The organism is Dyella sp. C9 (assembly GCF_003332825.1).
In the GTDB taxonomy this organism is placed as follows: Bacteria; Pseudomonadota; Gammaproteobacteria; order Xanthomonadales; family Rhodanobacteraceae; genus Dyella.
In genome coordinates, this window is sequence record NZ_QIRF01000001.1 from 1 (window position 1) to 23,267 (window position 23,267).

The window sequence follows — 23,267 nt, forward strand, 5'->3', positions numbered from 1 at the left end:
AGCTCGCTGCCTGTCTCGGGGGCTCGGAGAGGTGTATAAGAGAGACGTGTATAAGAGACCGGCGAGGGGCGGCGCACGAAGGCCACCCACAGGAGCGCACCCTGTGTGCGAAAAGCCTGCGTAGCGAAGCGCCAAAGAGGAGAGGACCACGTAGTGATGGTGCAAGCCCGTACCTACGTCACAGCCTGCAGGCCGGCCTCATTGGCGCCCCCATCAGCCACCCTTCGCCCCTGCTGCGACAGCAGTGCGCTTCTACGACGGGCACCCGGCGTTCAATCCTGGATGCGGCTGGTTTCGATGCCCAGCTTGTGCAGCTGCGCCTGTACGCTGTCGGGGCCGGCCAGATGCCCGGCGCCCACGGCGATGAAACTCACGCCTGGCTGCTTCAGCCGCTCCGCAATGGTCTTGGCCCACGCTGCGTTGCGCTCAACGATCAGGCGCTGGTAGAGCAGCGGGCTGTCCTGGCGAAGGTCCTCGTCCTCGATGCGCGCGATGGCGGTCGTATCGCCGTCGCGCCAGGCATCGATCAGCTCGCGCAGACGTGCCGGGCCATCGGCCACTTCCTTGAAGGATTGGCGCAGGAAATCCAGCTGCATCGCCTCGGGCAGGTCGGCCAGCATCAGGATCTGCTGCTCGGAGGTTTCCAGCCCATCCACCGGCTTGCCGGCCTGGCTCATCTGGGCCTTGAGCAGCTTGTCGACGCCCTGGTTCGGGTCCAGTCCGGCCTGTACCAGCGGTGCCATGGTCAGCGTGAGCGCAGCCAGCCAGGGCCGCATCGGCTCCAGGGCGGCCGCACCGCCCGGCAGCTTGGCGACTTCGGCGGCTTGTTCCAGGCGCTGCTGGTCCGCGCTGTCGAGCTTGCTGGAGAGCGGATGCCCCAGGTCCACGCCATGCTGCATCACCAGCGTCTGCATGGAGGCGGCATCGTCGTCCACGATCTCGATGCTCAGGCGCTGGCTTGCCTGCAGCGCCTTGTCCAGCGCGGGGGAGCGCCAGTGGGTGTCCGACGGCAGCAGGTGCACCGTGCCGAACAGGTACACCGTGGACTGGCCGCTGCGGGCAACCCACAGGCCAGGCTCCGCGGCGGCGGAAGAGACCAGCAACAGGCCGAGGACAAGGGCGGCACCAAAGCGTTGGAACAGGCTCACTGCGATTCCTGGGATGGCACCCGCGGGACGGCATGAGGATCCCGCGGGTGCACTGTGTGGGGCGAAAAACGAAACGGTCCGCCGTGGTGACGGTCGTGCGTCATCGTACAACGCCGCGCGGCCGGACCGTCGGTCTTCGCAGCGCTGGCGGTCGAACTAGCGGGGCACCCGCAATCCGCCGGGCACGCCATGGGGGCTCAGGGTGAGCTGCCACAACTGGTCGCGGCGGCTGCGGAACACCGCGGCCGAGACGGCCAGGTAGAAACGCCACATGCGGCGGAAGCGGTCGTCGTACTGTTCCGACAGCTGCGGCCAGGCCGCATCGAAATTGGCGCGCCAGGCCATCAGCGTGCGGTCGTAGTCGGCGCCGAAGTTGTGCCAGTCCTCCACCACGAACAGGTCCTGCAGCGCGCCTGTTACCTGCGCGGCGGTGGGGATCATCGAATTGGGAAAGATGTACTTCTCGATCCACGGGTCGGGCCGGTTCTGCGCGCTGTTGCTGCCGATGCTGTGCAAGAGGAACAGGCCATCCTCGCGCAGGCACCGACGGGCCACTTCGAAGTAGGTGCGGTAGTTAAGCGCGCCGACGTGCTCGAACATGCCGATCGAGAAGATCGCGTCGAACGGCTCGTCCAGCTCTCGATAGTCCTGCAGGCGGATCTCGACCGGCAGGCCGTCACACAGTTCGCGCGCAAACTCCGCTTGCTCCTGCGAGACGGTGATGCCTACGCCCTCTACGCCATAAGTCTCGGCTGCGTACTTCAACGCCTCGCCCCAGCCGCAGCCGATGTCCAGCACGCGCTGGCCCGGCTTCAGGCGCAGCTTGCGGCAGATCAGGTCGAGCTTGGCCACCTGCGCGTCGTCCAGGTTGTCCGCCTCGGCCCAATAGCCGCAGGAATACACCAGCCGCTTGCCCAGCATTGCCCGGAACAGGGCATTGCCGAGGTCGTAGTGCACCCGGCCGATATCGAAGGCGTGCTCGCCCCGCTGCAGGTTGACGAAGCGGGCCTTGAGGTGGGCCAGCAAGGTATCGAGCGAGCGCAGCTCGGTGTCGATGCGTGCGCCCAGCAGGCGGGTGAACATGCCGGCCAGGTCGTCGGCATCCCACCAGCCATCCATGTAGCTTTCGCCCAGTCCCAGCGAGCCATGGGCGAACACCCGCGCGTACACGCGATCGTCGTGGACGTGCATGTCGGTCGCCCCTAGGCCGTCCAGGTGGACGCCCGCATGTTCGAGCAGGCTGGCTGCGCGTGCTTTGAGTGAATCCTGGCTCATGCGTTCCTCGTGTGGCGTGGCGACGAAGCAGGGATGCGCGTTGCGGGGGCGGGCGTGGCGACCGTTTCAAGCGGCCTTGGGCGGTTTTCCCAATACGCCGAAGCTTGCGGGAGCGATTGCATACACCGCGTCGACACCGCATGTGCGCACGGCGTCCAGCAGCGTCTTCGCCTGCTCCTCGGTCAACAGGAATTCCACCTTCACCGGCAAGTCGTCGGCCAGTTCGAAGAAGGCTTCCTCGTGCAGCACGCCATGACGGCCGTAGCCGCACACCGCGCGGAATGCGGAGCCGCCGCCGATGCCGCTCTTCTTGGCGCGCTCCAGCAACCATTCGTACAGCAGCTTGCCGTCGTGGCGCGCGAGGATGTGGCAGAAGAACGTCAGGTATACGCCTTGATGCAGGGTTTCCATGGGGCCTCCTAGCTGCGCAGCACGGCGCGGGTGAGGGCGATGCCGGTCACCGTCATGGCGATCGAGCCCACCAGGTGCAGTGCGAGATGTCCACCGAACCACAGGTATTGCTGGCGCAGCAGCAGCGTGGTCGATTCAGCCGAAAAGGTCGAGAAGGTGGTCAGGCCGCCAAGGAAGCCGGTGGCCGCGAACAGGCGAAGCTCCGGCGGCAGGGTCTGGAAGTGGTCGAACACGCCCAGTACCACACCCATCAGCAGGCCACCCAGCAGGTTGGCGGCCAGCGTGCCCAGCGGCACGGTGGGAAACATGGGGTTGAGCAGCACACCCAGGGTCCAGCGCAGCCAGCAACCCAGCGCCCCCCCGATGCCTACGGCGACAAAACCAGAAAAGCCCACGATCGTCTCCTTGCAAGTCTTTGGGGACTTCCCGGAAACAGGCACGCCTGCGCCCCGGGGACTCCGGTGGTGCAGGCATCATCAACCCGAAGGTGGTTTGCGCTTGCGCGTGTCGTCCCAGGCGGAAAGCAGTCGCCAAGCGCGGGAGGTATGCCATCTCCCCGTGCGTGCATGCTAGCCCAAGCGCCGGCAGTCGTCATGGCGGTGCGTGACGCAGCCCTTGATCGGGATCAACCCCGGGGCGAAGGCAGCCGCTACGGTGCACCGATCCCGTGGACGAGGACACCCCATGCATCCGGTATGGCACGCAATCCTCCTGGAGCCGGTCGGCTGGCTGGCGATCGGCGGCAGCATCGTGATGGTTGGCATCATCCTCTCGGTAGGCCTGTACGTGCGCGCCAAGGTGCGCGAAGGGGAGCCGCGGCGCCACCGCTGAAGCGGCTGGGGTCGCCATCGGTCATGGAGTGGGGCTTCAGGAGCGCCCGCTATAATCGGCGTTCCTCGCCTGCACCCAAACGCCATGACCTCTGCCCAGCGCAACGTCCAGCGCAGCCTGCCGCTGCTGCTGGCGGGGCTGTCGATGATCGGCCCGTTCTCGATGGACGCGGTGTTTCCCGCGTTCCCGCTGATCGGGGCGCGCTTTGGCGTGGACAGCGCGCAGCTGCAGCAACTGGTCAGCATGTACCTCATCACCTATGCCGTGATGAGCCTGTTCCACGGGGCCATTTCCGATGCGATCGGGCGCAAGCCGGTGATCATCACCGGCATGGTGGTCTACGCCATCGCCTCGGCTGGTGCGGCCCTCTCCACCTCGTACGGCATGTTGCTGGCCTGCCGCGCGCTGCAAGGTGTGTGCGCCGGGGCCGGCCTGGTGGTGGGGCGCGCCATCGTGCGCGATTGCTATGCTGGCGCCGAAGCACAGCAGTTGATGTCACGGGTGATGATGATCTTCAGCATCGCCCCGGTGGTCGCACCCATCGTCGGCGCACAGCTGCTGTTCCTGGATGGCTGGCACGGGATCTTCTGGGTGCTGATGGGCTTCACCCTGATACTGGCGGTGGCGCTCACGCTGTACCTGGAGGAGAGCCATCCACCTGCCGCGCGCGTGCGGTTCCACCCGGCGACGCTGGTGCGCGGCTATCTGCAGTTTGGCCATGATCGGCTGTTCTGGCCCCTGCTGATCTCCTGCTCGGTGAATTTCGCGGGACTATTCCTCTACATCGCCTCGGCGCCGCGCATCATCCGTGACCTGCTTCACCTCTCCGCGCAGGGGTTTCCCTGGCTGTTCCTGCCGGTGGTGGCCGGATTGATGGGAGGCGCCTGGCTGTCGGGCCGCATGGCGAATCGCCGCAGCGTGTCCTACACGGTCAACCTGGGTTACGGCGCAATGTTGTTGGCCTGTGCACTGCACCTGCTGATGGCGGTGGTGATGCCCGAGCCCGTGCTGCCATGGTCGATGCTGCCGTTGGTACTGCATGGCGTGGGCGTGCAGCTGGCGTTCCCCACCTTGACCCTGCTGTTGCTCGATCGCTTTCCCCATCGTCGCGGCGGCGCTTCGGCCGTGCAGGCTTTTTCCAGCCTGTTGACCTGTGCGTTCGTGGCCGGCGTGATGTCGCCGTTGCTGTCGGGGCGCATGCTGTACCTGGCACTCGGCGCGAGCCTGCTCACGATGGTGGGCTGGATTGCGTGGCGCAAGTATCACCGCATGACCCGGCGTCCCGTCGACGTGCAGAAGCTGGGGCCGACGGTCGAGACCGAACTGCAGACCGAGATCACCGAGCCACGTTGAGGTTACCCGGCGTGCGGGAACAGCGGCTTCCCGCCATGGTCGAGTAAGCCATGGCGTACCAGCCATTCGTGCGCGTTGGCCGCGTCCTGCTCGAACCAGGCCCGGGTCGAGCCCAGCCGGAATGAGTAGCCCCAGGCGTCCATGTCGGCCATCAGGCGGTCACGGCCCACGCCGGGAAGGACGTCGGCGAGCACGATCTGCAGGTAGCAGGTGGCGTCCTCTTCGTCGATCGAGTCGGTAGCGTCGGTGTGCACCTGGGCGCGCCGTTCTTCCGGCAGGACGATCAGGTGACCGGCCTCGTGCAGCAGCGAGTGCACCGGGGTGTCGTCGCGGGCATAGACCGTGGTGCCGATGATGCCGGCCTCTTCGTCGCCCCAGAAGCTGCCGGGAATGGCGGTGCCTGGCGCCACATGCACCAGTGTCAGGCCGTAACGGGCCAGCAGCGCCGTGGCCGCGTCGACGCCAAGTTCGCCCAGGCGCATCACGCTGGCTTCGGCAGGGGAGGGAGCAGGGGAGTCGTGCATCGCAACGTGGCCGCCGCCCGGTAGGCGGCGGCGAAGAGGTTGGCGGGCGCGGGAGGCCCGCGCCCTGGCCTCAGCCTGGCTTGGCTTCGGCCGGGTCGGGCAGCGCCACGGACAGTTCGAGGACCTCGTGTCCGCTGTCGCGCTCGACGTTGATGTTGATGGCTTCGAGGTCGACGTGGACGTATTTCTTGATCACTTCGAGCAACTCGTTGCGCAGCAACGGCAGGTAGTCAGGGGCGCCACGGGTGGAGCGCTCCTGGGCCACGATGATGCGAAGACGTTCCTTGGCGACAACCGCAGTCGGTTCCGGCTTGCGCCTCAGGAAATCAAGAATACCCATCGCGATCAACCTCCGAATACGCGCTGGAAGAAGCCCTTCTTGGGCGCGTCGAGGAAGCGCATGGTGCGTTCCTCGCCGAGGATGCGGGCCACGGTGTCGCTATAGGCCTGGCCGGCGTGGGAATTGTCGTCCAGGATCACCGGGACGCCCGCGTTGGAGGCAGCCAGCACGTTCTCCGATTCCGGAATCACGCCGACCACGTTGATGCCGAGGATTTCCTCCACGTCCTTGACGCTCAGCATCTCGCCCACCGCCACGCGGGCCGGGTTGTAGCGGGTCAGCAGCAGGTGCTGCTTGATCGCGCCGTCGCCGCGCTCGGCACGGCGGGTCTTGCTGGCCAGCAGGCCGAGGATGCGGTCCGAGTCGCGTACCGAGGACACCTCGGGGTTGACCACCACCACCGCGTGGTCGGCGAAGTACATCGCCAGGTGCGCGCCCTTCTCGATGCCGGCCGGCGAGTCGCAAACGACGTAGTCGAAGCCTTCCTTGCCCAGCTCCTCGAGCACCTTTTCCACGCCCTCCTGGGTCAGCGCGTCCTTGTCGCGCGTCTGGCTGGCGGCCAGCACATAGAGGTTCTCGTAACGCTTGTCCTTGATCAGGGCCTGCTTGAGCGTGGCTTCGCCGTGCACGACGTTGACGAAGTCGTACACCACGCGCCGCTCGCAGCCCATGATCAGATCGAGGTTGCGCAGGCCGACGTCAAAATCGATCACCGCGACTTTCTTGCCGGCCATGGCGAGGCCCGTGGCAAGCGAGGCACTGGTGGTGGTCTTGCCCACGCCACCCTTGCCCGAAGTGACAACGATAATCTCAGCAGTCAAGGCTCATCTCCGCAAAATGCTTTGTAGTAGTAATGATGGCTGTGGATCACAGCTTGGCAATCAACAGTTTTTCCCCTTCAAGCCAGCATCGCACAGACTGGCCCTCCAGGTCTTTCGGAATTTGTTCAAATACGCGGTAGTGGCCGGCGATCGCCACCAGCTCCGCGCGGAAGTCGTGAATATAGATGCGCGCCTTCTCATCACCCTGTGCGCCGGCCATGGCACGACCACGCAGGCTGCCGTAGATGTGGATGCTGCCGTCGGCGATCACCTCGGCGCCATTGGCAACCGCTCCATTGATCACCAGGTCGCGGTCGCGTGCGTAGACCTGCTGGCCCGAGCGCACGGTGCCGTCGAAATGCTGCGCACCGAGGCCGGCGAACGGCTCCGGCTCCTGGCGCGCGGGCTCGGCGCGGCGCGGCGCTTCCGCGGCGGGCGCCGGTGCAGGCGCCGGCGGTGCCGGGGGCGCGATGCTGCCGCCATCGGCCGGTTCATAGGCGGCGCGGAACTTGGCGATCAGCGGCAGGCCCATGCGGCGCGACAGTGCCTCGACCTCGCTGGTGCCGTAGGCCAGGCCCACCGGCAACATGCCGGCGCTGCGCACCGCTTCGAGCAGGGCATCCACCGTGCCGTCGTCCGGCAGGTCCAGCAGGTGGCTCAGGTCCAGCACCACGGCGGCGCGGGAAACCAGCTGCGGCGCCGTGCGCACGCGGCGCTCCAGCTCTTCGCAGAGGGCAGCGGCATCCACGCGGCGGATGCGCACGTTGGCGATGCCGACCTGGCCGAAGCGCAGGTCGCAGGCGTCTTGAGTATCCATTCGGGCATTCACGGGCGCCGCTCTCCCGCGAGGCGGCGCTGGTTGGTATCAGGGGGGGTAGGGCGCTCGCGCTCGGCCAGCCAGGGCACGTCGGGCAGGCCATCGTGCTCCAGGTAGGTTTCGCGCACGAAGGCGTAGCTGGGCAGGTCCTTGGCCAGCAGGCTGACCTGCGGACCCTCGTTGCCCATGCGCTGCTGGCCGACTTCCTGGAAGCCGTAGGTGCCGTGGAACAGCACCACCACGTCGTCGCGCGGCTCGAGGAACACCTCGCAGGTCAGCAGTGGCACGCGCACCTCGGCATAGCTGGTGACGTCGCAATAGAAGATGCGACCCAGGCCATGGCGGCGATAGGCGTTGGCGATGACGATGCGGTCGATGTAGGCGAACTGCGGGTAGTGTTCGCTGAACCAGTGATAGTTCGGGCTGTCGTAATCGCTTCCTTCGCGAAGGGCGATCAGGAAGCCGGCAAGGTGACCGTCGATCTCGGCCACGCGGAAATAATCGGCGTGGTCGTAGAAGTAGCGCAGTTGCGCGGCGTCCAGGGCGAGGATGGTGCGGCCGGCGGCGTTGTTGAGCGCCAGTACGGCATCCAGGTCGTGCTCTCGCACGTCGCGGATGGCAAGGGCCATTCGTTGCTCCGCTTTGTGTGGTTCGAGGACAAGACCGTATGAAGCGGCCCCGCGTGGCTACGAGCCATGCAGAGACACCGGGCAGGCTCGTCGGCATTATGACATGCGTACGGCGGCCGCACATATCACGGCGCACCATGTAAAACCTTTGTAAAGCGCCAGCCCCCATGGCTTCCGGCAGGGGTGGGGGAGTGACTTCTCACGCATTGCACCACGCCCGCCGCCGCCTGATGATGGGCCCATGGCCTGGTCCAACATCAACCATATCCGGCTACTGCGGTACGCCGGCCTGTTCACTTACCTGTGCGTCGCCCTGCCGTTGCTTTCGGGCCCTGGCGGGCTGGCGCAGGTCAATGCATGGTGGAGCAACCCGAACATCTCGGGCTGGATCCTGTCCTACCTCACCTTCGGGGTGACCTACTTGCTGTTGACCCGCCGTTCGGCGATGACCCGGCAGATCGGCCATCCGTCGATTCCCCAGTTGTTCGGCCTGGTGGTGCTCACCGGCTCGGCGGTGGCGATGGGTTGGTTCAGCCAGAGCGGCCTGTCGGCCATGCTGATGCTGGTGATCGCGGTGGTGTTGCCCTGGCAGCTGCCGGTCGGCGCCGGGTTGATGTGGATGCTGCTGCAGAACCTCATGCTGATCCCGATCATCGCCAGCTACATGGGCTGGACCATCGTGACGGCGTTCCTGCAGGTATGCATGTACCTGGGCATCTCGGCGCTGGTCTTCTTCACCTCCATGATCGCCAGCCTGCAGGCGGAGGAGCGCGAAGTGCAGCGGCGCCTGAACTCCGAGCTGCGGGCCACGAGGGCGCTGCTGGCCGAATCCACCCGCATCGCCGAGCGCATGCGCATCGCCCGCGACCTGCACGACCTGGTCGGCCATCACCTGACGGCGCTCAGCCTCAACCTCGAGGTGGCCAGCCACCTCACCAACCCGCAGGCCAGCGAGCACGTGCTCAAGGCGCAGGCCACGGCCAAGCACCTGCTGTCGGACGTGCGTGAAGTGGTGAGCGAGCTGCGCCAGGACGATGCGATCGACCTGACCCAGGCCTTGCGCAGCCTGATCGAGGGGGTGCCCGGCCTGCGCGTGCACGTGGATACGCCGCCACGCTTCAGCGTGGAGGATCCGCGCCGGGCCCAGGTGCTGCTGCGGTGCGCGCAGGAGATCATCACCAATACGGCGCGCCATGCCGGCGCCCGCAACCTGTGGCTGCGCTTTGACTACATCAATGCGAACCTGCTGGAACTGTCGGCCCGTGACGATGGCCGCGGCGCGGCCAACTTCCGGCCCGGCAACGGCTTGTCCGGCATGCGTGAGCGCCTGTCCGAGTTCGAGGGCAGCGTGATGGTGGATCCGGCCATGAGCCAGGGCTTTGCCCTGACGGTGCGGCTGCCGCTGGGGGAGGTGCCGGAGTTGGCGCATACCCCGTCACGGTTCGAGCCACCGGCGCTGGGGATGCTGTAAGAATTCACGTGTTCCGCATGGCTCGTGTCAAAATGTGCTGCTTGGATAGCCGCATCGTTCTTCTCCGCCGGCCGCGGGCATCGCACGCAGGCCGCAACTGTTTCGAGGATTCGCGATGATTTCCGTCTGTCTCGTCGATGACCAGAACCTGGTGCGCCAGGGTGTCCGTTCGCTGCTGGACCTGGCGGAGGACATCCGCGTGGTCGCCGAGTGCGCCGATGGCGCCCAGGCGGTGCAGGACATCCCACGGGTGAAGCCGGACGTGGTGTTGCTGGACCTGCGCATGCCCAACATGAGCGGCCTGGAAGTGCTGCAGGCGCTGTCGGCCCGCAACGAACTGCCCCCGACCATCATCCTCACCACCTTCGACGACGACCAACTGGTGCTGCAGGGCTTGAAGGCCGGTGCCCGCGGCTACCTGCTCAAGGACGTCTCGCTGGAGCAACTGGTGGAGGCGGTGCGCACGGTGGCCGCTGGCGGCTCGCTGGTGGCGCCGATGGTCACCCAGCGCCTGCTGGCCGGGGTGGGGCGCATGCAGAACCAGTTCACCAGCCTGGAGCAGCCCGACCCGCTGACCGAGCGCGAGACCGAGATCCTGCGCCTGCTGTCGGGCGGCTACAGCAATAAGGAGATCGCCAACTCCTTGAAAGTGGCGGAAGGGACCGTGAAAAACCACGTTTCCAACATCCTCTCCAAGCTGGGCGTGCGGGACCGCACCCGCGCCGTCCTGAAGGCGCTGGAGCTGGGCATCGTCTGATCCCCTGGCCGGGGGAAACTCGGCCCTCTCCATACCCCTGGGAATGGCCGTCGGGCAGTCTTTACGGCCCGATGGCGTTCAGGCGCGCGAGCAAGTAGTATCGGTAACTTCGGCGCTGGCCGACCCCCTGTCATGCAGTGATTCTTCGGGAATCTCCCGTGGCGGGCCGGTCTCCGGCGACTGCCTTGTGCCGTATACAGAGAGACGTGCGGAGAACCCTGTAATGATGCGTGTTCTTGAATTTATTGTTGCCCTGATCATCGTCGCCGTGGTGGCGGTGGTGGTGGGCTTTGTGTTGCCTGGCAGCGGTCATGTGGACCGGTCGCTGGTCGTCGGCAAGGACATGCGTCAGGTCTATGACGTGCTGAACAACTTCCGCCGCTTCCCCGAGTACTCGGTGCAGCGCGAGTACGACCGCAACATCAAGTTCGACTTCTCGGGCAAGGCCTATGGCCCGGGCGCCGAGCTGAGCTGGTCCAGTGACGACGTCAAGGTCGGCACCGGCAAGCTGACCATCGCTTCGGCCGACCCGAGCTTCGACAAGATCGATACGACCGCCAAGAAGGCGTCCATCGTGTGGAACCTGGACAATGACTGGCGCGGCAACGACAAGCATTTCACGCTCGACCTGGAGCGCCAGGGCAGCCGCGGTCAGCTGACCAAGATCACCTGGTCGTATGACGTCGACTACGGCATGAACCTGATCAACCGCTACTCCAGCCTGTACATTCACGGCGATCCGGATGCCTTCATCCAGTTCACCCTGAACAACCTGCAGAACGTGCTGGCGGCGGTGCAGAACGTCGACTACACCAAGCTGATCCCGTACATCGAGCAGACCCAGCCGACCCCGGTGCTGCTGGTGTCCACCTCGATCGAGCGCAAGGGCGGCCTCGAGGCGCTCAATGACGCCACCGACAAGGCCATCGGCGAGATCCAGGCCGCTGCCAAGAAGCTGGGCGTGACCACCACCGGTCCGCGCATCATCTACACCACCAACTACGGCGACCAGACCTACACCTTCGACGTGGCCATGCCGATCAGCGCGACCAGCCTGAACGTCGGTGGCCAGACCGTCGAGCTGACCGCCGCCAAGTCCCCGGACCTGAGCGCGGCCGCTACCTCGGGCAGCAGCGCCGATGCGTCCAGCAGCAACGCCGGCGACAACACCCCGGGTGGCCATGACCGCTTCGGCCGCCTGATCGTGGACAACGACGTGCGCGCCTTCCTGGCCTTCGGTGGCCCGGCCCTCAAGGCCGTGTGGAACGGCACCGCCGCCGGCGTGCCGCAGACCCGCGACCAGCTGAAGGCCTATGCGCAGACCCACGGCTACAAGTTCGACGAAGTGGTGAACCGCTTCTACGACATCGAAGCCAAGCCGGAAGTGAAGCAGGGCGACGAAGTGAAGCAGTACGCCGAGTTCGACGTGTACCTGCCGCTGAGCTGGGCTCCGGAGCAGACCCCGGAGCAGGAAGCCGGCATCAAGCCGCCGTCGCTGGACGAGAGCGGCGACCAGGCTCCGGCCTCGTCGAGCTCCGCCGCTGCCCCGGCCGCCGCCAGCAGCACGAACTAAGCTCCACTGCGCAAGCATCGAAAAGGCCCTTCCTCGTGAAGGGCCTTTTCTTTTTAGGGGCTCGCTTCGGGCCGGCAGTCGCGAACTTTTCGGTTACATTGCAGGTCGACTTCGCTGACCCAAACGGCACCCGGCCCTTCGCCGCGGTTCGCCCCCTGCCTCGACCGGACATGATCGAAACCGAACAGCTCACCAGGCGCTATGGCGCCCTGACCGCGGTGGATTCACTGAGCATCCGAGCCGAGCCAGGGCAGGTGCTGGGTCTGCTGGGACCCAACGGTGCCGGCAAGACCACTGCGATGCGCATGATCGCCGGATTCCTCGAGCCCAGTTCGGGCACGGCCCGGGTGTGCGGGCACGATGTGCGCAAGGAGCCGCTCAAGGCCAAGCGTGCCCTCGGCTACCTGCCGGAGGGCGCGCCCAGTTATGGCGAGCTGACCGTGCGCGAGTTCCTCACCTTCATCATCCGGCTACGCGGTCTGCAGCGCGACGAAGGCTATCGTCGCTTCGAGCGGGTGGTCGGCGGCCTGCAACTGGAGGGCGTGCTGGACCAGTGCATCGACACCCTGTCCAAGGGCCTGCGCCGCCGCGTCGGCCTGGCGCAGGCGATCGTGCATAACCCGCAAGTGCTGATGCTGGACGAGCCTACCGATGGCCTTGACCCGAACCAGAAGCACACGGTGCGCCAGCTGATCGATGCGATGGCGCGTGACCGCACCATCCTCATCTCCACCCATCTCCTGGAGGAGGTGCATGCCTTGTGCAACCGGGTGGTGATCATCGCCAACGGCAAGCTGCTGGCCGATGCAACACCGGCAGAACTGGAGGCGCGTTCGCGCTATCACGGCGCGGTGTCGTTCAGCGCGCCGGGCAGCGGTGTCTCGCAGGAGATGCTGGGGCGCCTGCCGCAGGTGGCCTCGATCGAGGTCGATCCGCTGGACGGTCGCATCACGGTGTTCCCGCGACCGGGTGAGCGCATCCTCGAGCCGGTGGAAAGCCTGCTGCGCCAACAGGGGCTGGAGGTGTCCGAGATCCAGCTCGAGCGTGGCCGCCTCGACGAAGTGTTCCGTCATATCACCACGGGCCAGGGGGGCAACGCATGAGTCCGGTGATGGCGGTGGCGCGGCGCGAGCTGCGCAGCTACTTCGTGACGCCGGTGGCATACGTGTTCCTGGTGATCTTCCTGGTGCTGGCAGGCATCCTCACCTTCTACGCCGGCGACTTCTACGAGCGCGGCCAGGCCGACCTGCAACCGTTCTTCTCCATGCATCCGTGGCTGTACCTGGTGCTGGTGCCGGCGGTGTCGATGCGCAGGTGGGCCGAGGAGGCCAAGGGCGGCACGCTGGAGCTGCTGCTGAGCCTGCCGCTGACCCTGGCGCAGGCGATGCTGGGCAAGTTCCTCGCGGCGTGGTTGTTCATCGGGCTGGCGCTGCTGCTGACCTTTCCGATCTGGATCACCGTCAACTACCTGGGGTCGCCCGACAACGGGGTGATTTTTGCCGGTTACCTCGGCAGCTGGCTGATGGCCGGCGCATTCCTGGCCATCGGCGCCTGCCTGTCGGCGGTCACGCAGAGCCAGGTGATCGCCTTCGTGCTGACCCTGGTGGTGTGCTTCCTGTTGATCCTGGTGGGGCAGCCGCAGGTGATGGACTTCTTCCAGGGTGCGCTGCCGCGCCGCCTGGTCAATGGTGTCGCGCACCTCAGCATGCTGCGCCACTTCGAGGCGATCTCGCGTGGCGTGCTGGACCTGCGCGACCTGCTTTACTTCCTGCTGAGCATGGCAGCCTGGCTTGCGGCCGGCGTGCTGGTGCTCGACCTGAAGCGGACCCCCTGAACCATGATGCGCATCCGTTTCAGCCGCCGTACCCTCCTGCTGTCCGCGCTGGCGCTGCTTGCCGTGGTGTTCGTGGCGCTCACCCTGATCACCAGCCGCTGGCTGAGCGTGTCGCGTATCGACCTCACCTCGGACAAGCTCTACACGTTGACGCCGGGCACCATCCATATCGTCGATGGCCTGCATGCGCCGCTGCGGCTTACCCTGTATTTCTCCGCGCACGCCGCACGCGACCTGCCGCAGTTGCGCACCTACCAGCAACGCGTGAGCGAGATGCTGCAGGAGATGGTGGCGCGTGCACATGGTCGCCTCCGCCTGCAGATCATCGATCCGGTGCCTTATTCGGACGACGAGGCGAGCGCCGAGGGCTATGGGCTCACTCCGATCAGCGGTGGCACCAATGGCGAACGCGTGTTCTTCGGGCTGGTCGGCAGCACGCAACCGCTCAATGCGGACGGCGATGGCGACGTCGACGAGCACCTGCCTGGGCGCGCCCTGGCGATTCCCTTGTTCGATCCCTCGCGCGAGACCTTTCTCGAATACGACATCGCCAAGCTGCTGTATGAGCTCGACCAGACGTCCAAGCCGCACATCGGGCTGATCAGCAGCCTGCCGCTGGAGGGCAACCCGGTCATAGGCGAAGAGCCGTGGACGGTGATGCGCCAGCTGGGCCAGCAGTTCGAGGTCAACAAGCTCGATCCGGCCAAGCTGACCCGCATCTCGCCGGACATCAAGGCGGTATTGCTGGTGCATCCCAAGCACCTGCCGGCCGATGCGCTGTATGCGATTGACCAGTATGTGCTTGGCGGTGGCCACCTGGTGGTGTTCGTGGACCCGGTTGCCGAAATGGACAACACGCCGTTCGTCGACAGCAACGGCGGTTCCGATGAGCACGCCTCCGACCTGCCGCGGCTGTTCGCCACCTGGGGCGTGCAATACGACCCGCAGAAAGTCGTGCTGGACCGTTCGCGCGGACTGCGCATCGAACTGGCCGACAACAGTTCGGCCAGCCATCCGGCGATGCTCGGGCTGGGCCAGCAGGAGCTGAACCATGACGACGTGATCACCGCCAGCCTGCAGCGCGTCAATGTTTCCAGCATCGGCTACTTCGACCTCGCGCCGGGTACCAGTTCGCGCTTGCAGCCGCTGATGCAGAGCACGCCCGATGCCGAAGTGGTGCCGGCCCAGCGCGTGCGCGAGTCGATCAACAATCCGGCTGCGCTGATGGACAACTACCACCCCGACAACGTGCGCTACGTGCTGGCGGCACGGCTGCGGGGTGAATTCGCCAGCGCATTCCCGGAACGAGCCTCTGCCAGTGGGCATCTTGCGCACTCCAGCGGCAATGCCGAGGTGATCCTGGTGGCCGATACGGACCTGCTGAGCGACCGCCTGTGGGTGTCCTACACGCAAAGCCTGCTCGGGCAGCCTCAGCTCAGTGCGCTGGCCAACAACGGTGACCTCGTGACCAATATCGCGGACAACCTGAGCGGTTCGTCGGCGCTATTGTCCATCCATGGCCGGGTCAGTTCGCAGCGCCCATTCACGCGCGTGCTGGCCTTGCGCAGCGCGGCGGATCAGAAGTACCTGGCGAAGATGCAGGAACTGCAGCGCGAGCTGGCGGTCACCCGTACCCGCCTGAGTGAGTTGCAGTCGGCCAAGGGTGGCCGTGGCGACACGGTGAGTTCCGAGCAGCGCACCGAGGTCGAGCAGTTCCTGCAGCGCCAGCTGGCGATCAACAAGGAGCTGCGCGACGTGCAGCATCAGTTCAACGCGGAGATCGATGCGCTGGGCTTGCAGTTGAAGTTCATCAACATCGTGCTGGTTCCGGCCCTGGTGACCCTGGTGGGACTGTTGTACGGCTGGCGACGCTCGCGGCGCAGCCGTCGCCGCGCCTGAGTGCAAGGACATGTGCGTGCGCGAGGGCAGGAGATACGAAGCTATGATGATCGTTCGCCGATGACCCGGCCCGGATCCGACCGATGATCGCAAGCGTGACCAAATGGATCGTGCCCTGGGAGTTTTCCTGGGTGTTCCTGTTGACCTTCTTGGCCTGCAGCGTGCTCTACGTGCGTGGCTGTCGTCGTCTGCCGGTGAGCGTCGGTCGCCGCATCGCGTTCTGGCTGGGCACGGCGATGATCTATGTCTCGCTGCACACCTACCTGGATTATTTCTTCGAGCATGAATTCTTCATGCATCGCATCCAGCAGGTGCTGCTGCATCACCTGGCGCCGCTGCTGATCATGGCCTCGTACCCGGGCAGCGTGCTGCGCAAGGGCATGCCGCTGCGCTGGCGCCTGCGCCTGCTGCGGCCTGCGCTGCGTTCGTGGCCATGGCGGCTGTTCAGCGCCGTCTGGCTCAATCCGGCGGTGGCGACGGTGTTGTTCGTCGCCTTCATCCTGGTGTGGCTGATCCCGTCGATGCAGACGCTGGCCATGCTGGACTGGCGCGTGTATCGCTTCATGAATTGGTCGATGCTGGTCAGCGGCTTCAGCTACTGGTGGCTGGTGCTCGACCATCGACCGCGTCCGCCGGGCCGCATGACACCCGGCGTGCGCGTGCTGTCGCCCGGTATCACCATGACGCCGCAGATCCTGGCTGGCGCCATCGTCACTTTTTCCAAGTCCGACCTGTATCCGATCTTCGAGATCTGCGGGCGCGCGTTCACCTTCAACGTGCTGACCGGCCAGCTGGTCGGCGGGGTGATCATGTGGGTGCCTGCCGCGCTGATCGAATCCGTTGGCGGCCTGCTGGCGATGCGCCAGTGGCTGCGCCTGTCGCGCAACGGGCGCATACGGCGCAAGCCATGGCCGACGCGTCGCCCGCCGGCCAGGCCGGCGCCCATCGCACAGGACGAACCCTCGGCTTCGGTCTGAGGGCTACGGCGTATCGCCGGTAGCGTTGGCGGGGCGCGCGAGGAAGTCCACCTCGAGCGTGCTGCCGTCATCGAAGCGCAGCTGCAGCCTCACCTTGTCACCGGGCCGCACCGCCGTGCGGGCCTTCATCAGCATCAGGTGGTACCCACCGGGCGACAGCTCGACCTTGCCGTGCGCGGGAATGGCCAGGTCATCGACCATGGCCATGCGGCTGACGCCGTTTTCGGTACTGCTCCTGTGCAGCATGGCTTCGGCATAGGCCGGGCTGCTCGCCGCGCGCAGTGTGGCGGGCTGGTTCCCCTGGTTCTCCAGCACCACATAGGCGCCAGCGGGCAGGTCGCCGGGCAGTACGCGGATCCAGGCGTGGCTGGGGATCACGTGCGCCGCCTCGGTCGCTTCGGCGCGTCCTGCCAGCAGCGCCACCATCAGCACGACTGCGAGACCTGCGCGGCGCGCGCTCATGCAGGATTTCCCAGGCTCAGCAGCAGGTGCAGGTCGTGGACCAGATCATCCAGCGAGCGATCGGGCGTGGAGAGCAGACGGGCATTGCCGTTGCGATCGAAGATGTAGATGGCCGAGCTGTGGCTCACTTCGTACTGGCCGTTCGCATCGTCCGGCTCGCGGGTAAAGGCCGAACGGTAGCGCTTGCTCAGGGCCTCGATTTCGCGCGGTGAGCCAGTCAGGCCCACCGCGCGGGGATCGAAGGCATTGACGTAGGCGTGCATGACCTCGGGTGTGTCGCGTGCCGGGTCCACGCTGACGAACAGGATGCGCGCGCCGTCGGCGAGAGGGCCCAGGCGCTGCATCACCACGTGCAGATGGGCCAGGGTCAGCGGGCAGACATCGGGACAGTGCGTGTAGCCGAAATACAGCAGCACCACCTTGCCGTGGTAGTCCTGCCCGGTGACTTGCTTGCCCTGGTCATCGACCAGGTGGAAGTCCAGGTCGGGCATGTGGCCGGTCACGTTGGTGAGCTGCCAGGGAATCGCGTCGTCGCGGTTGCAGCCGGCCAGCAGCAGGGGCGCGAGCAGGCAGGCGAGTCCCAGTACAAGGCGGCCGGCGCGACGAAGTGTCATGCGAGAATCGATAGGCATCATCGCCCCAGCATACGACACTGCCCAGACCGCCTAAAGCCGGTGACCCGAGGACTTTCGACATGCGACAAGCCATTCCTGCCTTGCTGATCGGACTGGCCGGCGCCAGTGCAGTCATGCTGGGCGCATTCGGAGCCCATGCCCTGCGCGACGTGCTTGATGCCCGGGGCGCCGAGCTGTGGCACACCGCGGTGAGCTATCACTTCTGGCACGCGATCGCCCTGGTGCTGGCGGTGTTTGCCGGGCCGGGCCGGCCACGCCGGGTGTCGCTGGCCGCCTTCGCGCTGGGCATCGTGGTGTTCTGCGGCACCTTGTACGCGCTGGCTCTCGGGGCGCCGCGGTGGGTGGGAGCCATCACGCCGGTGGGCGGCATCGCCTTCATCGTCGGCTGGCTGGCCCTCGGTTGGGCGCTGGTTCCCTGGATGCGAAGCGCACCGCGCTGATCGGCCTACACGCGGTCGACCCGCGCCGCATAGCAACCGTGCCGGGCCATGTGAATATGCAGGTAGGCCACTTCCTGGTTTGCCAGCATCCGCTCGATCAGCGGCTCCAGCTCTGTGCCGGCGGTGACATCGGCGTCGCGCAGCATGCCGGCCCCGTCAAAGGCGCGCACGGACAAGAGGCGTCGCCGCAGCTGCTCGGGCACGGCATCCACCTCGTCGTAGCGCTGCTCGCCTTCACGGATATAGATCGCGTGACTGGCACGGTACGGCGTATCGGCATCCTGGTGCTGATAGTTCAGCAAGATCAGTTCCTGGCCGGGCTCGGCGTCGGTCAGGCTGATGCGGCATGGATAGCCGTGGGCGTGGTCGGCAACCACGCGCATGGCGCGACGGCCAGCGAGGGCCTCGTCGGATAGCTGGAACAGTTCGGCGAACTGGGCGGCGTGCAGGCCGCTGATGCGGAAGGACATGGCAGGTACCCCATGGACAGGTGGTACCAGCCTTACCCGGATGTGCCTGCGCGGCCATCCGGATCGTGCGGTGTCGTCAGTCCACGCGAAACACGTCGATGGTTTCGCATTCGGGGCACCGATAGCTCTGCAGTTCGGTGTCCTCGCGTTCGGCCCATTTACGCGCCTCGGGCGGCAGCTTTTCGTGCGGCTCCATTTCCACCTGTTGTCCGCCTTTGGCGCAGGCGTCGCACAGCACGGGGCCGTCGGGCAGGGGGCGATAATCGTTGGACATGGATCGTCTCCGCGGCATGGCGTGAATCACCACCTGCACCCTAGACCCGTGTTCGTGCAGAGGGTGTCGAAATGGTCTTGCCCAAAGGCATCCCGTTCCCTTGGTGGACGCGCGGCTCGCGTGCGAATGGCCCGGATGGGCATGGGCACATCCACCACCACGGGGATGTCTTTCTGCCGGAACCATGCGTGGCGGCAACCGCCAGCCGGCCACCCTCTCGACAGCGATCGAGCGCGGGGCAAGCTGCCGGGGCGATCAGTCCTCGTCGTCGACGACCGGTTCGGATGATTCGCGCTTCAGCCGTCCATTCTTGCGCAGCGCCTCGCGCAGAACGAACTCGATCTGCGCGTTGACGCTGCGCAGATCATCGTCGGCCCAGCGCTGCATGGCCTCGAGCACGGCAGCGCTGATGCGTAGCGGGTAGGCCTTCCGGTCAACCGCCATAGAGCGTGCCGGCGTTGACCACCGGCTGGGTGGCGCGGTCACCGCACAATACCACCAGCAGGTTGCTCACCATCGCGGCCTTGCGTTCCTCATCCAGCTCCACCACGCCTTGCTGGCGCAGCTTGTCCAGCGCCATCGCCACCATGCCTACCGCGCCTTCGACGATGCGTTCGCGCGCCGCCACGATGGCGTTGGCCTGCTGGCGCTGCAGCATGGCCTGGGCGATTTCCTGCGCGTAGGCGAGGTGACTGATGCGGGCCTCGATCACGCGCACGCCGGCCTTGTCCAGGCGCGCCTGGATCTCGTCGCGCAGGTGGTTGTTGATCACGTCGCCATGGCTGCGCAGCGCCGGCTTGCCGTCGTCGTGCGCGTCGTAGGGATAGTTCTGGGCCATCTGGCGCAGCGCCGATTCGCTCTGGATGGTGACGAAGTTTTCGTAGTCGTCCACGCAGAACACGGCTTCGGCGGTGTCGATCACCTGCCACACCACCACGGAGGCGATCTCGATGGGGTTGCCGTCGCTGTCGTTGACCTTGAGCTTGCCGCTCTCGAAGTTGCGCACGCGCAAGGAGATGCGGCGCCGGCTGCAGAACGGGTTGGTCCAGCGCAGGCCCTCGGCGCGCACGGTGCCGGCGTACTTGCCGAACAGCTGCAGCACCTGGCCTTCGTTGGGGGCGACCTGGAAGAAGCCCTTCAGCATCAGGATCTCGCCGGCATGGATGAATACGCCAATGGCGCCCACCCAGATCGGCTGGCCATTGCTCACCGCCACGTAAAGCGCCAGGCCCACCAGGGCCAATACGAAGCACGCGGCGATGGTGGGAATGCCGGCGACCGAAAAACCCTTGCGTTCATTCATGGTGAATCCTCCCTGGGTGAGAGGATTTGATATCAGTTTGATATCTTTCCGCAAGTGCCAGTTCAGCGGCCGCCGATGGACGCTGCGGGTGCCTGGACCGAGGGCGGTGGCAGGTTGCCTGCCAGCTCCGATGCCGGGGTGACGGCCTCGATGCGGATCTGGCCAAACAGGGTGGCGGCGTTGAAGAAGTGCCACGGATCACCGTCGCCCATGTCCAGCGCGATGTGGGTGGTGTCGAAGTGGCGCAGTGCGGCATCGAAGCTTTGCCAGCGGCCGTCGACCCAGGCCTGCACCCAGGCGTGCGGTACGAACACGCGCGAGGCGCCGGCGAAACGGTCGGCATAGACCATGCCGGTGACCACCCGCGCCGGGATGTGCTGGGCGCGGGCCAGGGCGGCCAGCAGCACGGAGAACTCGGTGCAGTCGCCCTGGCGGTCGCGGACCACCTCCAGTGCGGAGGCGTAGCCGACGTCGAGGCCATGCTGGTTGATGTAGTCGCTGACGAAGCTGCGCAGGCGGCGCATCTTGTCCAGGTCGTTGTCCGCGCCTCCCACCGCGCGCGCGGCCATCTGCTGGATGGCGGGCGCATCCGACTGGACCCAGTCGTTGGGCAGCGTGTCCTCGGGGCCGGGAGGCGGCTCGCCGCCGGGCTGGGCGTTGCCGATGTCGACGATCCAGTCTGTCGCATCGAGGCGGGTGACGCGTTGCTCGTCGGTATTGATCACCGGTTGCGGGCCGCCTTCCTCGACGTGGATACGGTAGCGCAGGAACGCATTGCGCAGGTTGGGCGGCAGCAGCCGGGGCGAGTCGACCATCGACACCCGGAACATGTCCACGTTCTGCGGCGGGGCCATGGCGCAGCGTTGGCTGCAGGCGAGCATCTCCAGCTCGCGCCCGAGCATGCCCAGCGTGCCCTTGCGCGCAATGCCCTGGTCGTCCAGCCACAGGTCCATGGTCTGCACGCCGCGTGGCGTCTGCAAAACCTGGCGCTGGTGATTGAGCACCATCGTCCCTTCCGGCAAGGTCACTCGCTCGTCGCCGATGACCCGCATGTCCACGTGGGCCACGGACTGGCTGGCCGGGTCGAACATGCTCATGGTGTAGTCGAGGCCCGGGTGTGCCGCCGCCTTGAGCAGGGCCAGCCGCTGGCCTTCGCTGAGCACGGCGCCGGGGGGCCAGTTCAGGGTGATCTCCCGGGTGTCGCCGCCGACGGTGGTGGTCACCGCGAAATTGCCATTGGGCAGGCGATGGCCTTCCACCGTGCTGTCGCTATTGGAGAGACTGCTGCGCGAGAAGAAGCCCAGCGGCTCGCCAGCGCCGTTTTCCACGCTGCGGGTCATCACTCCCACCGGCACGCCGCTGCCGTTGCGGTTCAGCTCGATCACGAGATCCTGCGTAGTGGTCACCACGTCGCCGGTGCGCTGGTGTTCCACCTCAAGGTGGCCGATCTTGCGCCCGCCCAGCAGCACCGTCATCCAGAGGGTGTCACCGGGTGCAGCCTGGTCGGCCCGGGCGGCGAGTCCGGGAGCGGTGCAAAGACAGAACACCAGCAAAAGCACGGCAATCCGATTGCACATGGTCGCTCCGCGGGGACGGTGACCACTACAGTCAATGCCGGTTAGCGCACTCCGTCAATGGGCCTTTTGGCACCTTGCGAGCCGGGCGCATCGGCGCCGCTTACAATAGGTCTTTGCCTCGCCTGGAGACACCGAATGAAGCCGTTTGGCACGCCTTATTCCGACCATGCCTTGCGCGTCCTGCTGCTGGGCTCCGGTGAGCTGGGCAAGGAGGTGGCGATCGAGCTACAGCGCTACGCTGTGGAGGTGATCGCTGTGGACCGCTACCCCCATGCTCCGGCGATGCAGGTGGCGCATCGCAGCCACGTGATCGACATGCTCGATGGTCACGCGCTGCGTACGCTGATCGAACAGGAAAAGCCCGATCTCGTGGTGCCGGAGATCGAGGCCATCCACACGCCGACCCTGATCGAACTGGAGAAGGCAGGCCTGCGCGTGATCCCGACCGCGCGTGCCGCCTGGCTCACCATGGACCGCGAGGGCATTCGCCGCCTGGCGGCCGAGGAATTGCAGCTACCGACCTCACGCTACCGTTTCTGCGAGACGGAAGCCGAGTACCGCGATGCCGTGGCTGCGATCGGCCTGCCATTCGTGATCAAGCCGGTGATGAGTTCCTCCGGCAAGGGCCAGAGCGTGGTGCGCCATGAAAGCGAACTGGAGGCCGCGTGGGACTACGCCCAGTCCGGCGGTCGCGCCGGTAAGGGTCGCGTGATCGTCGAAGGCTTTGTCGATTTCGACTACGAGATCACCCTGCTGACCGTGCGCCACCGGGACGGCGTGAGCTTCTGCGCGCCGATCGGCCATCGCCAGGAAGACGGCGACTATCGCGAGTCGTGGCAGCCGCAACCGATGAGCGAGGCCGCGCTGGCCGAAGCGCAGCGCCAGGCTGCCGCGATCACCGGCGCGCTGGGCGGTTGGGGCGTGTTCGGCGTGGAATTCTTCGTCAAGGGCGACGGCGTGATCTTCTCCGAGGTCAGCCCGCGTCCGCACGATACCGGTCTTGTCACCTTGATCTCGCAGGATCTGTCCGAGTTCGCGCTGCATGCGCGTGCCATCCTTGGCCTGCCCATCCCGGCGATCCGGCAACTGGGGCCATCGGCCTCGTGCGCCGTGCTGGTGGAAGGCGAGGGCAGTGCACCGCGTTATTTCCACGTAGCGGAGGCATTGGAGGAGCCGGACACGCAGTTGCGCATCTTTGGCAAGCCCACCGTCAAGGGGCGCCGCCGCATGGCGGTGACCCTCGCGCGCGACGAAAGCGTCGAGGCGGCCAAGGTGAAGGCGATCCGCGCGGCGAAGCTGTTGCGCGTGGAACTCTGAGGCGTTTGCTTCCTTTCCCGATCGGGGAGAGGATCAGGCAAAGGGTCGATCCTGATGCCTGTTTCGATCAGCTCGACTGGCAGGCGGTCCCCGTGCATCCCGCACTTCGGCGTGCGCTGGGGAATCAAG

At 66.1% G+C, this 23,267-nt stretch carries 27 protein-coding genes and 1 riboswitch; of the genes, 11 read left to right on the forward strand and 16 right to left on the reverse strand.

The genetic code is table 11. From position 1 onward, the window contains the following. Positions 1 to 272 precede the first annotated feature (272 nt). The 4 genes from DVU99_RS00005 to crcB all read right to left on the reverse strand — a co-directional run bounded on the left by DVU99_RS00005 (position 273) and on the right by crcB (position 3,229). Entirely contained in the window at positions 273 to 1,148 is an 876-nt protein-coding gene (locus tag DVU99_RS00005; RefSeq protein ID WP_114238154.1) for a TraB/GumN family protein, read from the reverse strand. Positions 1,149 to 1,304: 156 nt separating this feature from the next. Then, the gene (cfa, locus tag DVU99_RS00010) at positions 1,305 to 2,423 is read right to left on the reverse strand and encodes a cyclopropane fatty acyl phospholipid synthase (RefSeq protein ID WP_114238155.1); all 1,119 of its coding nucleotides are present in this window, start codon (positions 2,421 to 2,423) and stop codon (positions 1,305 to 1,307) included. Between the two features lie 66 nt (positions 2,424 to 2,489). Next, positions 2,490 to 2,834: a DUF190 domain-containing protein gene (locus tag DVU99_RS00015; RefSeq protein WP_114238156.1), complete on the reverse strand. Its 345-nt coding sequence runs from the start codon at positions 2,832 to 2,834 to the stop codon at positions 2,490 to 2,492. Between the two features lie 8 nt (positions 2,835 to 2,842). Further along, positions 2,843 to 3,229, reverse strand: a complete 387-nt coding sequence (crcB, locus tag DVU99_RS00020; protein WP_114238157.1) for a fluoride efflux transporter CrcB — start codon at positions 3,227 to 3,229, stop codon at positions 2,843 to 2,845. Between the two features lie 65 nt (positions 3,230 to 3,294). Beyond that, a riboswitch (Fluoride riboswitch) is annotated at positions 3,295 to 3,399 on the reverse strand. Positions 3,400 to 3,518: 119 nt separating this feature from the next. On the opposite strand from crcB, the gene DVU99_RS19620 reads away from it, so the two are divergent. Both DVU99_RS19620 and DVU99_RS00025 read left to right on the forward strand, forming a co-directional pair. Further along, positions 3,519 to 3,665 (forward strand): hypothetical protein, encoded by a 147-nt coding sequence (locus DVU99_RS19620; RefSeq protein WP_157971306.1) that lies wholly within the window; start codon positions 3,519 to 3,521, stop codon positions 3,663 to 3,665. An 84-nt stretch (positions 3,666 to 3,749) separates the two neighbouring features. Next, positions 3,750 to 5,018, forward strand: coding sequence for a multidrug effflux MFS transporter (locus tag DVU99_RS00025; RefSeq protein WP_114238158.1), 1,269 nt, complete (start codon positions 3,750 to 3,752; stop codon positions 5,016 to 5,018). Between the two features lie 2 nt (positions 5,019 to 5,020). Here DVU99_RS00025 and DVU99_RS00030 read toward each other — a convergent pair whose 3' ends face one another. The 5 genes from DVU99_RS00030 to DVU99_RS00050 form a co-directional block, all read right to left on the reverse strand. Then, positions 5,021 to 5,542: a hypothetical protein gene (locus DVU99_RS00030; protein ID WP_114238159.1), complete on the reverse strand. Its 522-nt coding sequence runs from the start codon at positions 5,540 to 5,542 to the stop codon at positions 5,021 to 5,023. Positions 5,543 to 5,612: 70 nt separating this feature from the next. Continuing rightward, positions 5,613 to 5,882, reverse strand: coding sequence for a cell division topological specificity factor MinE (gene minE / locus DVU99_RS00035; RefSeq protein ID WP_114238160.1), 270 nt, complete (start codon positions 5,880 to 5,882; stop codon positions 5,613 to 5,615). 5 nt (positions 5,883 to 5,887) lie between these two features. Next, positions 5,888 to 6,703, reverse strand: coding sequence for a septum site-determining protein MinD (minD, locus tag DVU99_RS00040; protein WP_114238161.1), 816 nt, complete (start codon positions 6,701 to 6,703; stop codon positions 5,888 to 5,890). 46 nt (positions 6,704 to 6,749) lie between these two features. After that, positions 6,750 to 7,532 (reverse strand): septum site-determining protein MinC, encoded by a 783-nt coding sequence (gene minC / locus DVU99_RS00045; RefSeq protein ID WP_114238162.1) that lies wholly within the window; start codon positions 7,530 to 7,532, stop codon positions 6,750 to 6,752. After that, positions 7,529 to 8,149, reverse strand: coding sequence for a GNAT family N-acetyltransferase (locus DVU99_RS00050; RefSeq protein ID WP_114238163.1), 621 nt, complete (start codon positions 8,147 to 8,149; stop codon positions 7,529 to 7,531). The genes minC and DVU99_RS00050 overlap by 4 nt, the downstream gene beginning before the upstream one ends. A gap of 241 nt (positions 8,150 to 8,390) precedes the next feature. Here DVU99_RS00050 and DVU99_RS00055 point away from each other — a divergent pair, with 241 nt between their 5' ends. The 7 genes from DVU99_RS00055 to DVU99_RS00085 all read left to right on the forward strand — a co-directional run bounded on the left by DVU99_RS00055 (position 8,391) and on the right by DVU99_RS00085 (position 16,660). Then, entirely contained in the window at positions 8,391 to 9,620 is a 1,230-nt protein-coding gene (locus DVU99_RS00055) for a sensor histidine kinase (RefSeq protein WP_114238164.1), read from the forward strand. A gap of 115 nt (positions 9,621 to 9,735) precedes the next feature. Next, positions 9,736 to 10,377: a response regulator transcription factor gene (locus DVU99_RS00060; protein ID WP_019464490.1), complete on the forward strand. Its 642-nt coding sequence runs from the start codon at positions 9,736 to 9,738 to the stop codon at positions 10,375 to 10,377. Positions 10,378 to 10,600: 223 nt separating this feature from the next. Then, on the forward strand, positions 10,601 to 11,950 hold the full coding sequence (locus tag DVU99_RS00065) for a polyketide cyclase (RefSeq protein WP_114238165.1): 1,350 nt from the start codon (positions 10,601 to 10,603) through the stop codon (positions 11,948 to 11,950). 170 nt (positions 11,951 to 12,120) lie between these two features. Then, positions 12,121 to 13,053, forward strand: a complete 933-nt coding sequence (locus DVU99_RS00070) for an ABC transporter ATP-binding protein (RefSeq protein ID WP_114238166.1) — start codon at positions 12,121 to 12,123, stop codon at positions 13,051 to 13,053. Beyond that, on the forward strand, positions 13,050 to 13,784 hold the full coding sequence (locus DVU99_RS00075) for an ABC transporter permease subunit (RefSeq protein ID WP_114238167.1): 735 nt from the start codon (positions 13,050 to 13,052) through the stop codon (positions 13,782 to 13,784). The genes DVU99_RS00070 and DVU99_RS00075 overlap by 4 nt, the downstream gene beginning before the upstream one ends. 3 nt (positions 13,785 to 13,787) lie before the next feature. Beyond that, positions 13,788 to 15,683, forward strand: coding sequence for a Gldg family protein (locus tag DVU99_RS00080; protein ID WP_114238168.1), 1,896 nt, complete (start codon positions 13,788 to 13,790; stop codon positions 15,681 to 15,683). A gap of 83 nt (positions 15,684 to 15,766) precedes the next feature. After that, entirely contained in the window at positions 15,767 to 16,660 is an 894-nt protein-coding gene (locus tag DVU99_RS00085; RefSeq protein ID WP_114238169.1) for a cytochrome c oxidase assembly protein, read from the forward strand. A gap of 3 nt (positions 16,661 to 16,663) precedes the next feature. Here the strand turns inward: DVU99_RS00085 and DVU99_RS00090 are convergent, their stop codons facing one another. Both DVU99_RS00090 and DVU99_RS00095 read right to left on the reverse strand, forming a co-directional pair. Then, positions 16,664 to 17,122, reverse strand: a complete 459-nt coding sequence (locus DVU99_RS00090; protein WP_114238170.1) for a copper chaperone PCu(A)C — start codon at positions 17,120 to 17,122, stop codon at positions 16,664 to 16,666. Beyond that, positions 17,119 to 17,736, reverse strand: coding sequence for an SCO family protein (locus tag DVU99_RS00095; protein WP_114238171.1), 618 nt, complete (start codon positions 17,734 to 17,736; stop codon positions 17,119 to 17,121). Before DVU99_RS00095 ends, DVU99_RS00090 begins: the two co-directional genes overlap by 4 nt. 80 nt (positions 17,737 to 17,816) lie before the next feature. Between DVU99_RS00095 and DVU99_RS00100 the strand changes: the two genes are divergently transcribed. Continuing rightward, the gene (locus tag DVU99_RS00100) at positions 17,817 to 18,197 is read left to right on the forward strand and encodes a DUF423 domain-containing protein (protein ID WP_114238172.1); all 381 of its coding nucleotides are present in this window, start codon (positions 17,817 to 17,819) and stop codon (positions 18,195 to 18,197) included. A 5-nt stretch (positions 18,198 to 18,202) separates the two neighbouring features. Here the strand turns inward: DVU99_RS00100 and DVU99_RS00105 are convergent, their stop codons facing one another. From DVU99_RS00105 to DVU99_RS00125, 5 genes are all read right to left on the reverse strand, one after another. Further along, a complete protein-coding gene (locus tag DVU99_RS00105; RefSeq protein ID WP_114238173.1) occupies positions 18,203 to 18,667 on the reverse strand; it encodes a DUF1203 domain-containing protein in 465 nt (154 codons plus the stop codon). 76 nt (positions 18,668 to 18,743) lie between these two features. Next, positions 18,744 to 18,941 carry a hypothetical protein gene (locus DVU99_RS00110; protein ID WP_114238174.1) on the reverse strand — a complete coding sequence of 66 codons (198 nt, stop codon included), beginning with the start codon at positions 18,939 to 18,941 and terminating at the stop codon, positions 18,744 to 18,746. A 255-nt stretch (positions 18,942 to 19,196) separates the two neighbouring features. Further along, on the reverse strand, positions 19,197 to 19,385 hold the full coding sequence (locus DVU99_RS00115; protein WP_114238175.1) for an Arc family DNA-binding protein: 189 nt from the start codon (positions 19,383 to 19,385) through the stop codon (positions 19,197 to 19,199). Beyond that, positions 19,375 to 20,244, reverse strand: a complete 870-nt coding sequence (locus DVU99_RS00120) for an SPFH domain-containing protein (RefSeq protein WP_114238176.1) — start codon at positions 20,242 to 20,244, stop codon at positions 19,375 to 19,377. Before DVU99_RS00120 ends, DVU99_RS00115 begins: the two co-directional genes overlap by 11 nt. A 62-nt stretch (positions 20,245 to 20,306) precedes the next feature. Continuing rightward, the gene (locus DVU99_RS00125; protein ID WP_114238177.1) at positions 20,307 to 21,821 is read right to left on the reverse strand and encodes a transglutaminase family protein; all 1,515 of its coding nucleotides are present in this window, start codon (positions 21,819 to 21,821) and stop codon (positions 20,307 to 20,309) included. A 135-nt stretch (positions 21,822 to 21,956) separates the two neighbouring features. On the opposite strand from DVU99_RS00125, the gene purT reads away from it, so the two are divergent. Continuing rightward, entirely contained in the window at positions 21,957 to 23,138 is a 1,182-nt protein-coding gene (gene purT / locus DVU99_RS00130) for a formate-dependent phosphoribosylglycinamide formyltransferase (protein ID WP_114238178.1), read from the forward strand. Positions 23,139 to 23,267 lie beyond the last annotated feature (129 nt).

Excerpts from the sequence above, each read along its gene's own strand:
- DVU99_RS00085 (WP_114238169.1), top strand. The coding sequence starts at position 15,767 with ATGATCGCAAGCGTGACCAAATGGATCGTGCCCTGGGAGTTTTCCTGG.
- DVU99_RS00060 (WP_019464490.1), top strand. The coding sequence starts at position 9,736 with ATGATTTCCGTCTGTCTCGTCGATGACCAGAACCTGGTGCGCCAGGGT.
- DVU99_RS00080 (WP_114238168.1), top strand. The coding sequence starts at position 13,788 with ATGATGCGCATCCGTTTCAGCCGCCGTACCCTCCTGCTGTCCGCGCTG.
- minE (WP_114238160.1), bottom strand. The coding sequence starts at position 5,882 with ATGGGTATTCTTGATTTCCTGAGGCGCAAGCCGGAACCGACTGCGGTT.
- DVU99_RS00070 (WP_114238166.1), top strand. The coding sequence starts at position 12,121 with ATGATCGAAACCGAACAGCTCACCAGGCGCTATGGCGCCCTGACCGCG.
- cfa (WP_114238155.1), bottom strand. The coding sequence starts at position 2,423 with ATGAGCCAGGATTCACTCAAAGCACGCGCAGCCAGCCTGCTCGAACAT.
- purT (WP_114238178.1), top strand. The coding sequence starts at position 21,957 with ATGAAGCCGTTTGGCACGCCTTATTCCGACCATGCCTTGCGCGTCCTG.
- DVU99_RS00030 (WP_114238159.1), bottom strand. The coding sequence starts at position 5,542 with ATGCACGACTCCCCTGCTCCCTCCCCTGCCGAAGCCAGCGTGATGCGC.
- DVU99_RS00100 (WP_114238172.1), top strand. The coding sequence starts at position 17,817 with ATGCGACAAGCCATTCCTGCCTTGCTGATCGGACTGGCCGGCGCCAGT.
- DVU99_RS00120 (WP_114238176.1), bottom strand. The coding sequence starts at position 20,244 with ATGAATGAACGCAAGGGTTTTTCGGTCGCCGGCATTCCCACCATCGCC.
- DVU99_RS00115 (WP_114238175.1), bottom strand. The coding sequence starts at position 19,385 with ATGGCGGTTGACCGGAAGGCCTACCCGCTACGCATCAGCGCTGCCGTG.
- DVU99_RS00065 (WP_114238165.1), top strand. The coding sequence starts at position 10,601 with ATGATGCGTGTTCTTGAATTTATTGTTGCCCTGATCATCGTCGCCGTG.
- DVU99_RS00090 (WP_114238170.1), bottom strand. The coding sequence starts at position 17,122 with ATGAGCGCGCGCCGCGCAGGTCTCGCAGTCGTGCTGATGGTGGCGCTG.
- DVU99_RS00110 (WP_114238174.1), bottom strand. The coding sequence starts at position 18,941 with ATGTCCAACGATTATCGCCCCCTGCCCGACGGCCCCGTGCTGTGCGAC.
- DVU99_RS00025 (WP_114238158.1), top strand. The coding sequence starts at position 3,750 with ATGACCTCTGCCCAGCGCAACGTCCAGCGCAGCCTGCCGCTGCTGCTG.
- DVU99_RS00125 (WP_114238177.1), bottom strand. The coding sequence starts at position 21,821 with ATGTGCAATCGGATTGCCGTGCTTTTGCTGGTGTTCTGTCTTTGCACC.
- DVU99_RS00075 (WP_114238167.1), top strand. The coding sequence starts at position 13,050 with ATGAGTCCGGTGATGGCGGTGGCGCGGCGCGAGCTGCGCAGCTACTTC.
- DVU99_RS00095 (WP_114238171.1), bottom strand. The coding sequence starts at position 17,736 with ATGACACTTCGTCGCGCCGGCCGCCTTGTACTGGGACTCGCCTGCCTG.
- DVU99_RS19620 (WP_157971306.1), top strand. The coding sequence starts at position 3,519 with ATGCATCCGGTATGGCACGCAATCCTCCTGGAGCCGGTCGGCTGGCTG.
- DVU99_RS00105 (WP_114238173.1), bottom strand. The coding sequence starts at position 18,667 with ATGTCCTTCCGCATCAGCGGCCTGCACGCCGCCCAGTTCGCCGAACTG.
- DVU99_RS00015 (WP_114238156.1), bottom strand. The coding sequence starts at position 2,834 with ATGGAAACCCTGCATCAAGGCGTATACCTGACGTTCTTCTGCCACATC.
- DVU99_RS00055 (WP_114238164.1), top strand. The coding sequence starts at position 8,391 with ATGGCCTGGTCCAACATCAACCATATCCGGCTACTGCGGTACGCCGGC.
- DVU99_RS00050 (WP_114238163.1), bottom strand. The coding sequence starts at position 8,149 with ATGGCCCTTGCCATCCGCGACGTGCGAGAGCACGACCTGGATGCCGTA.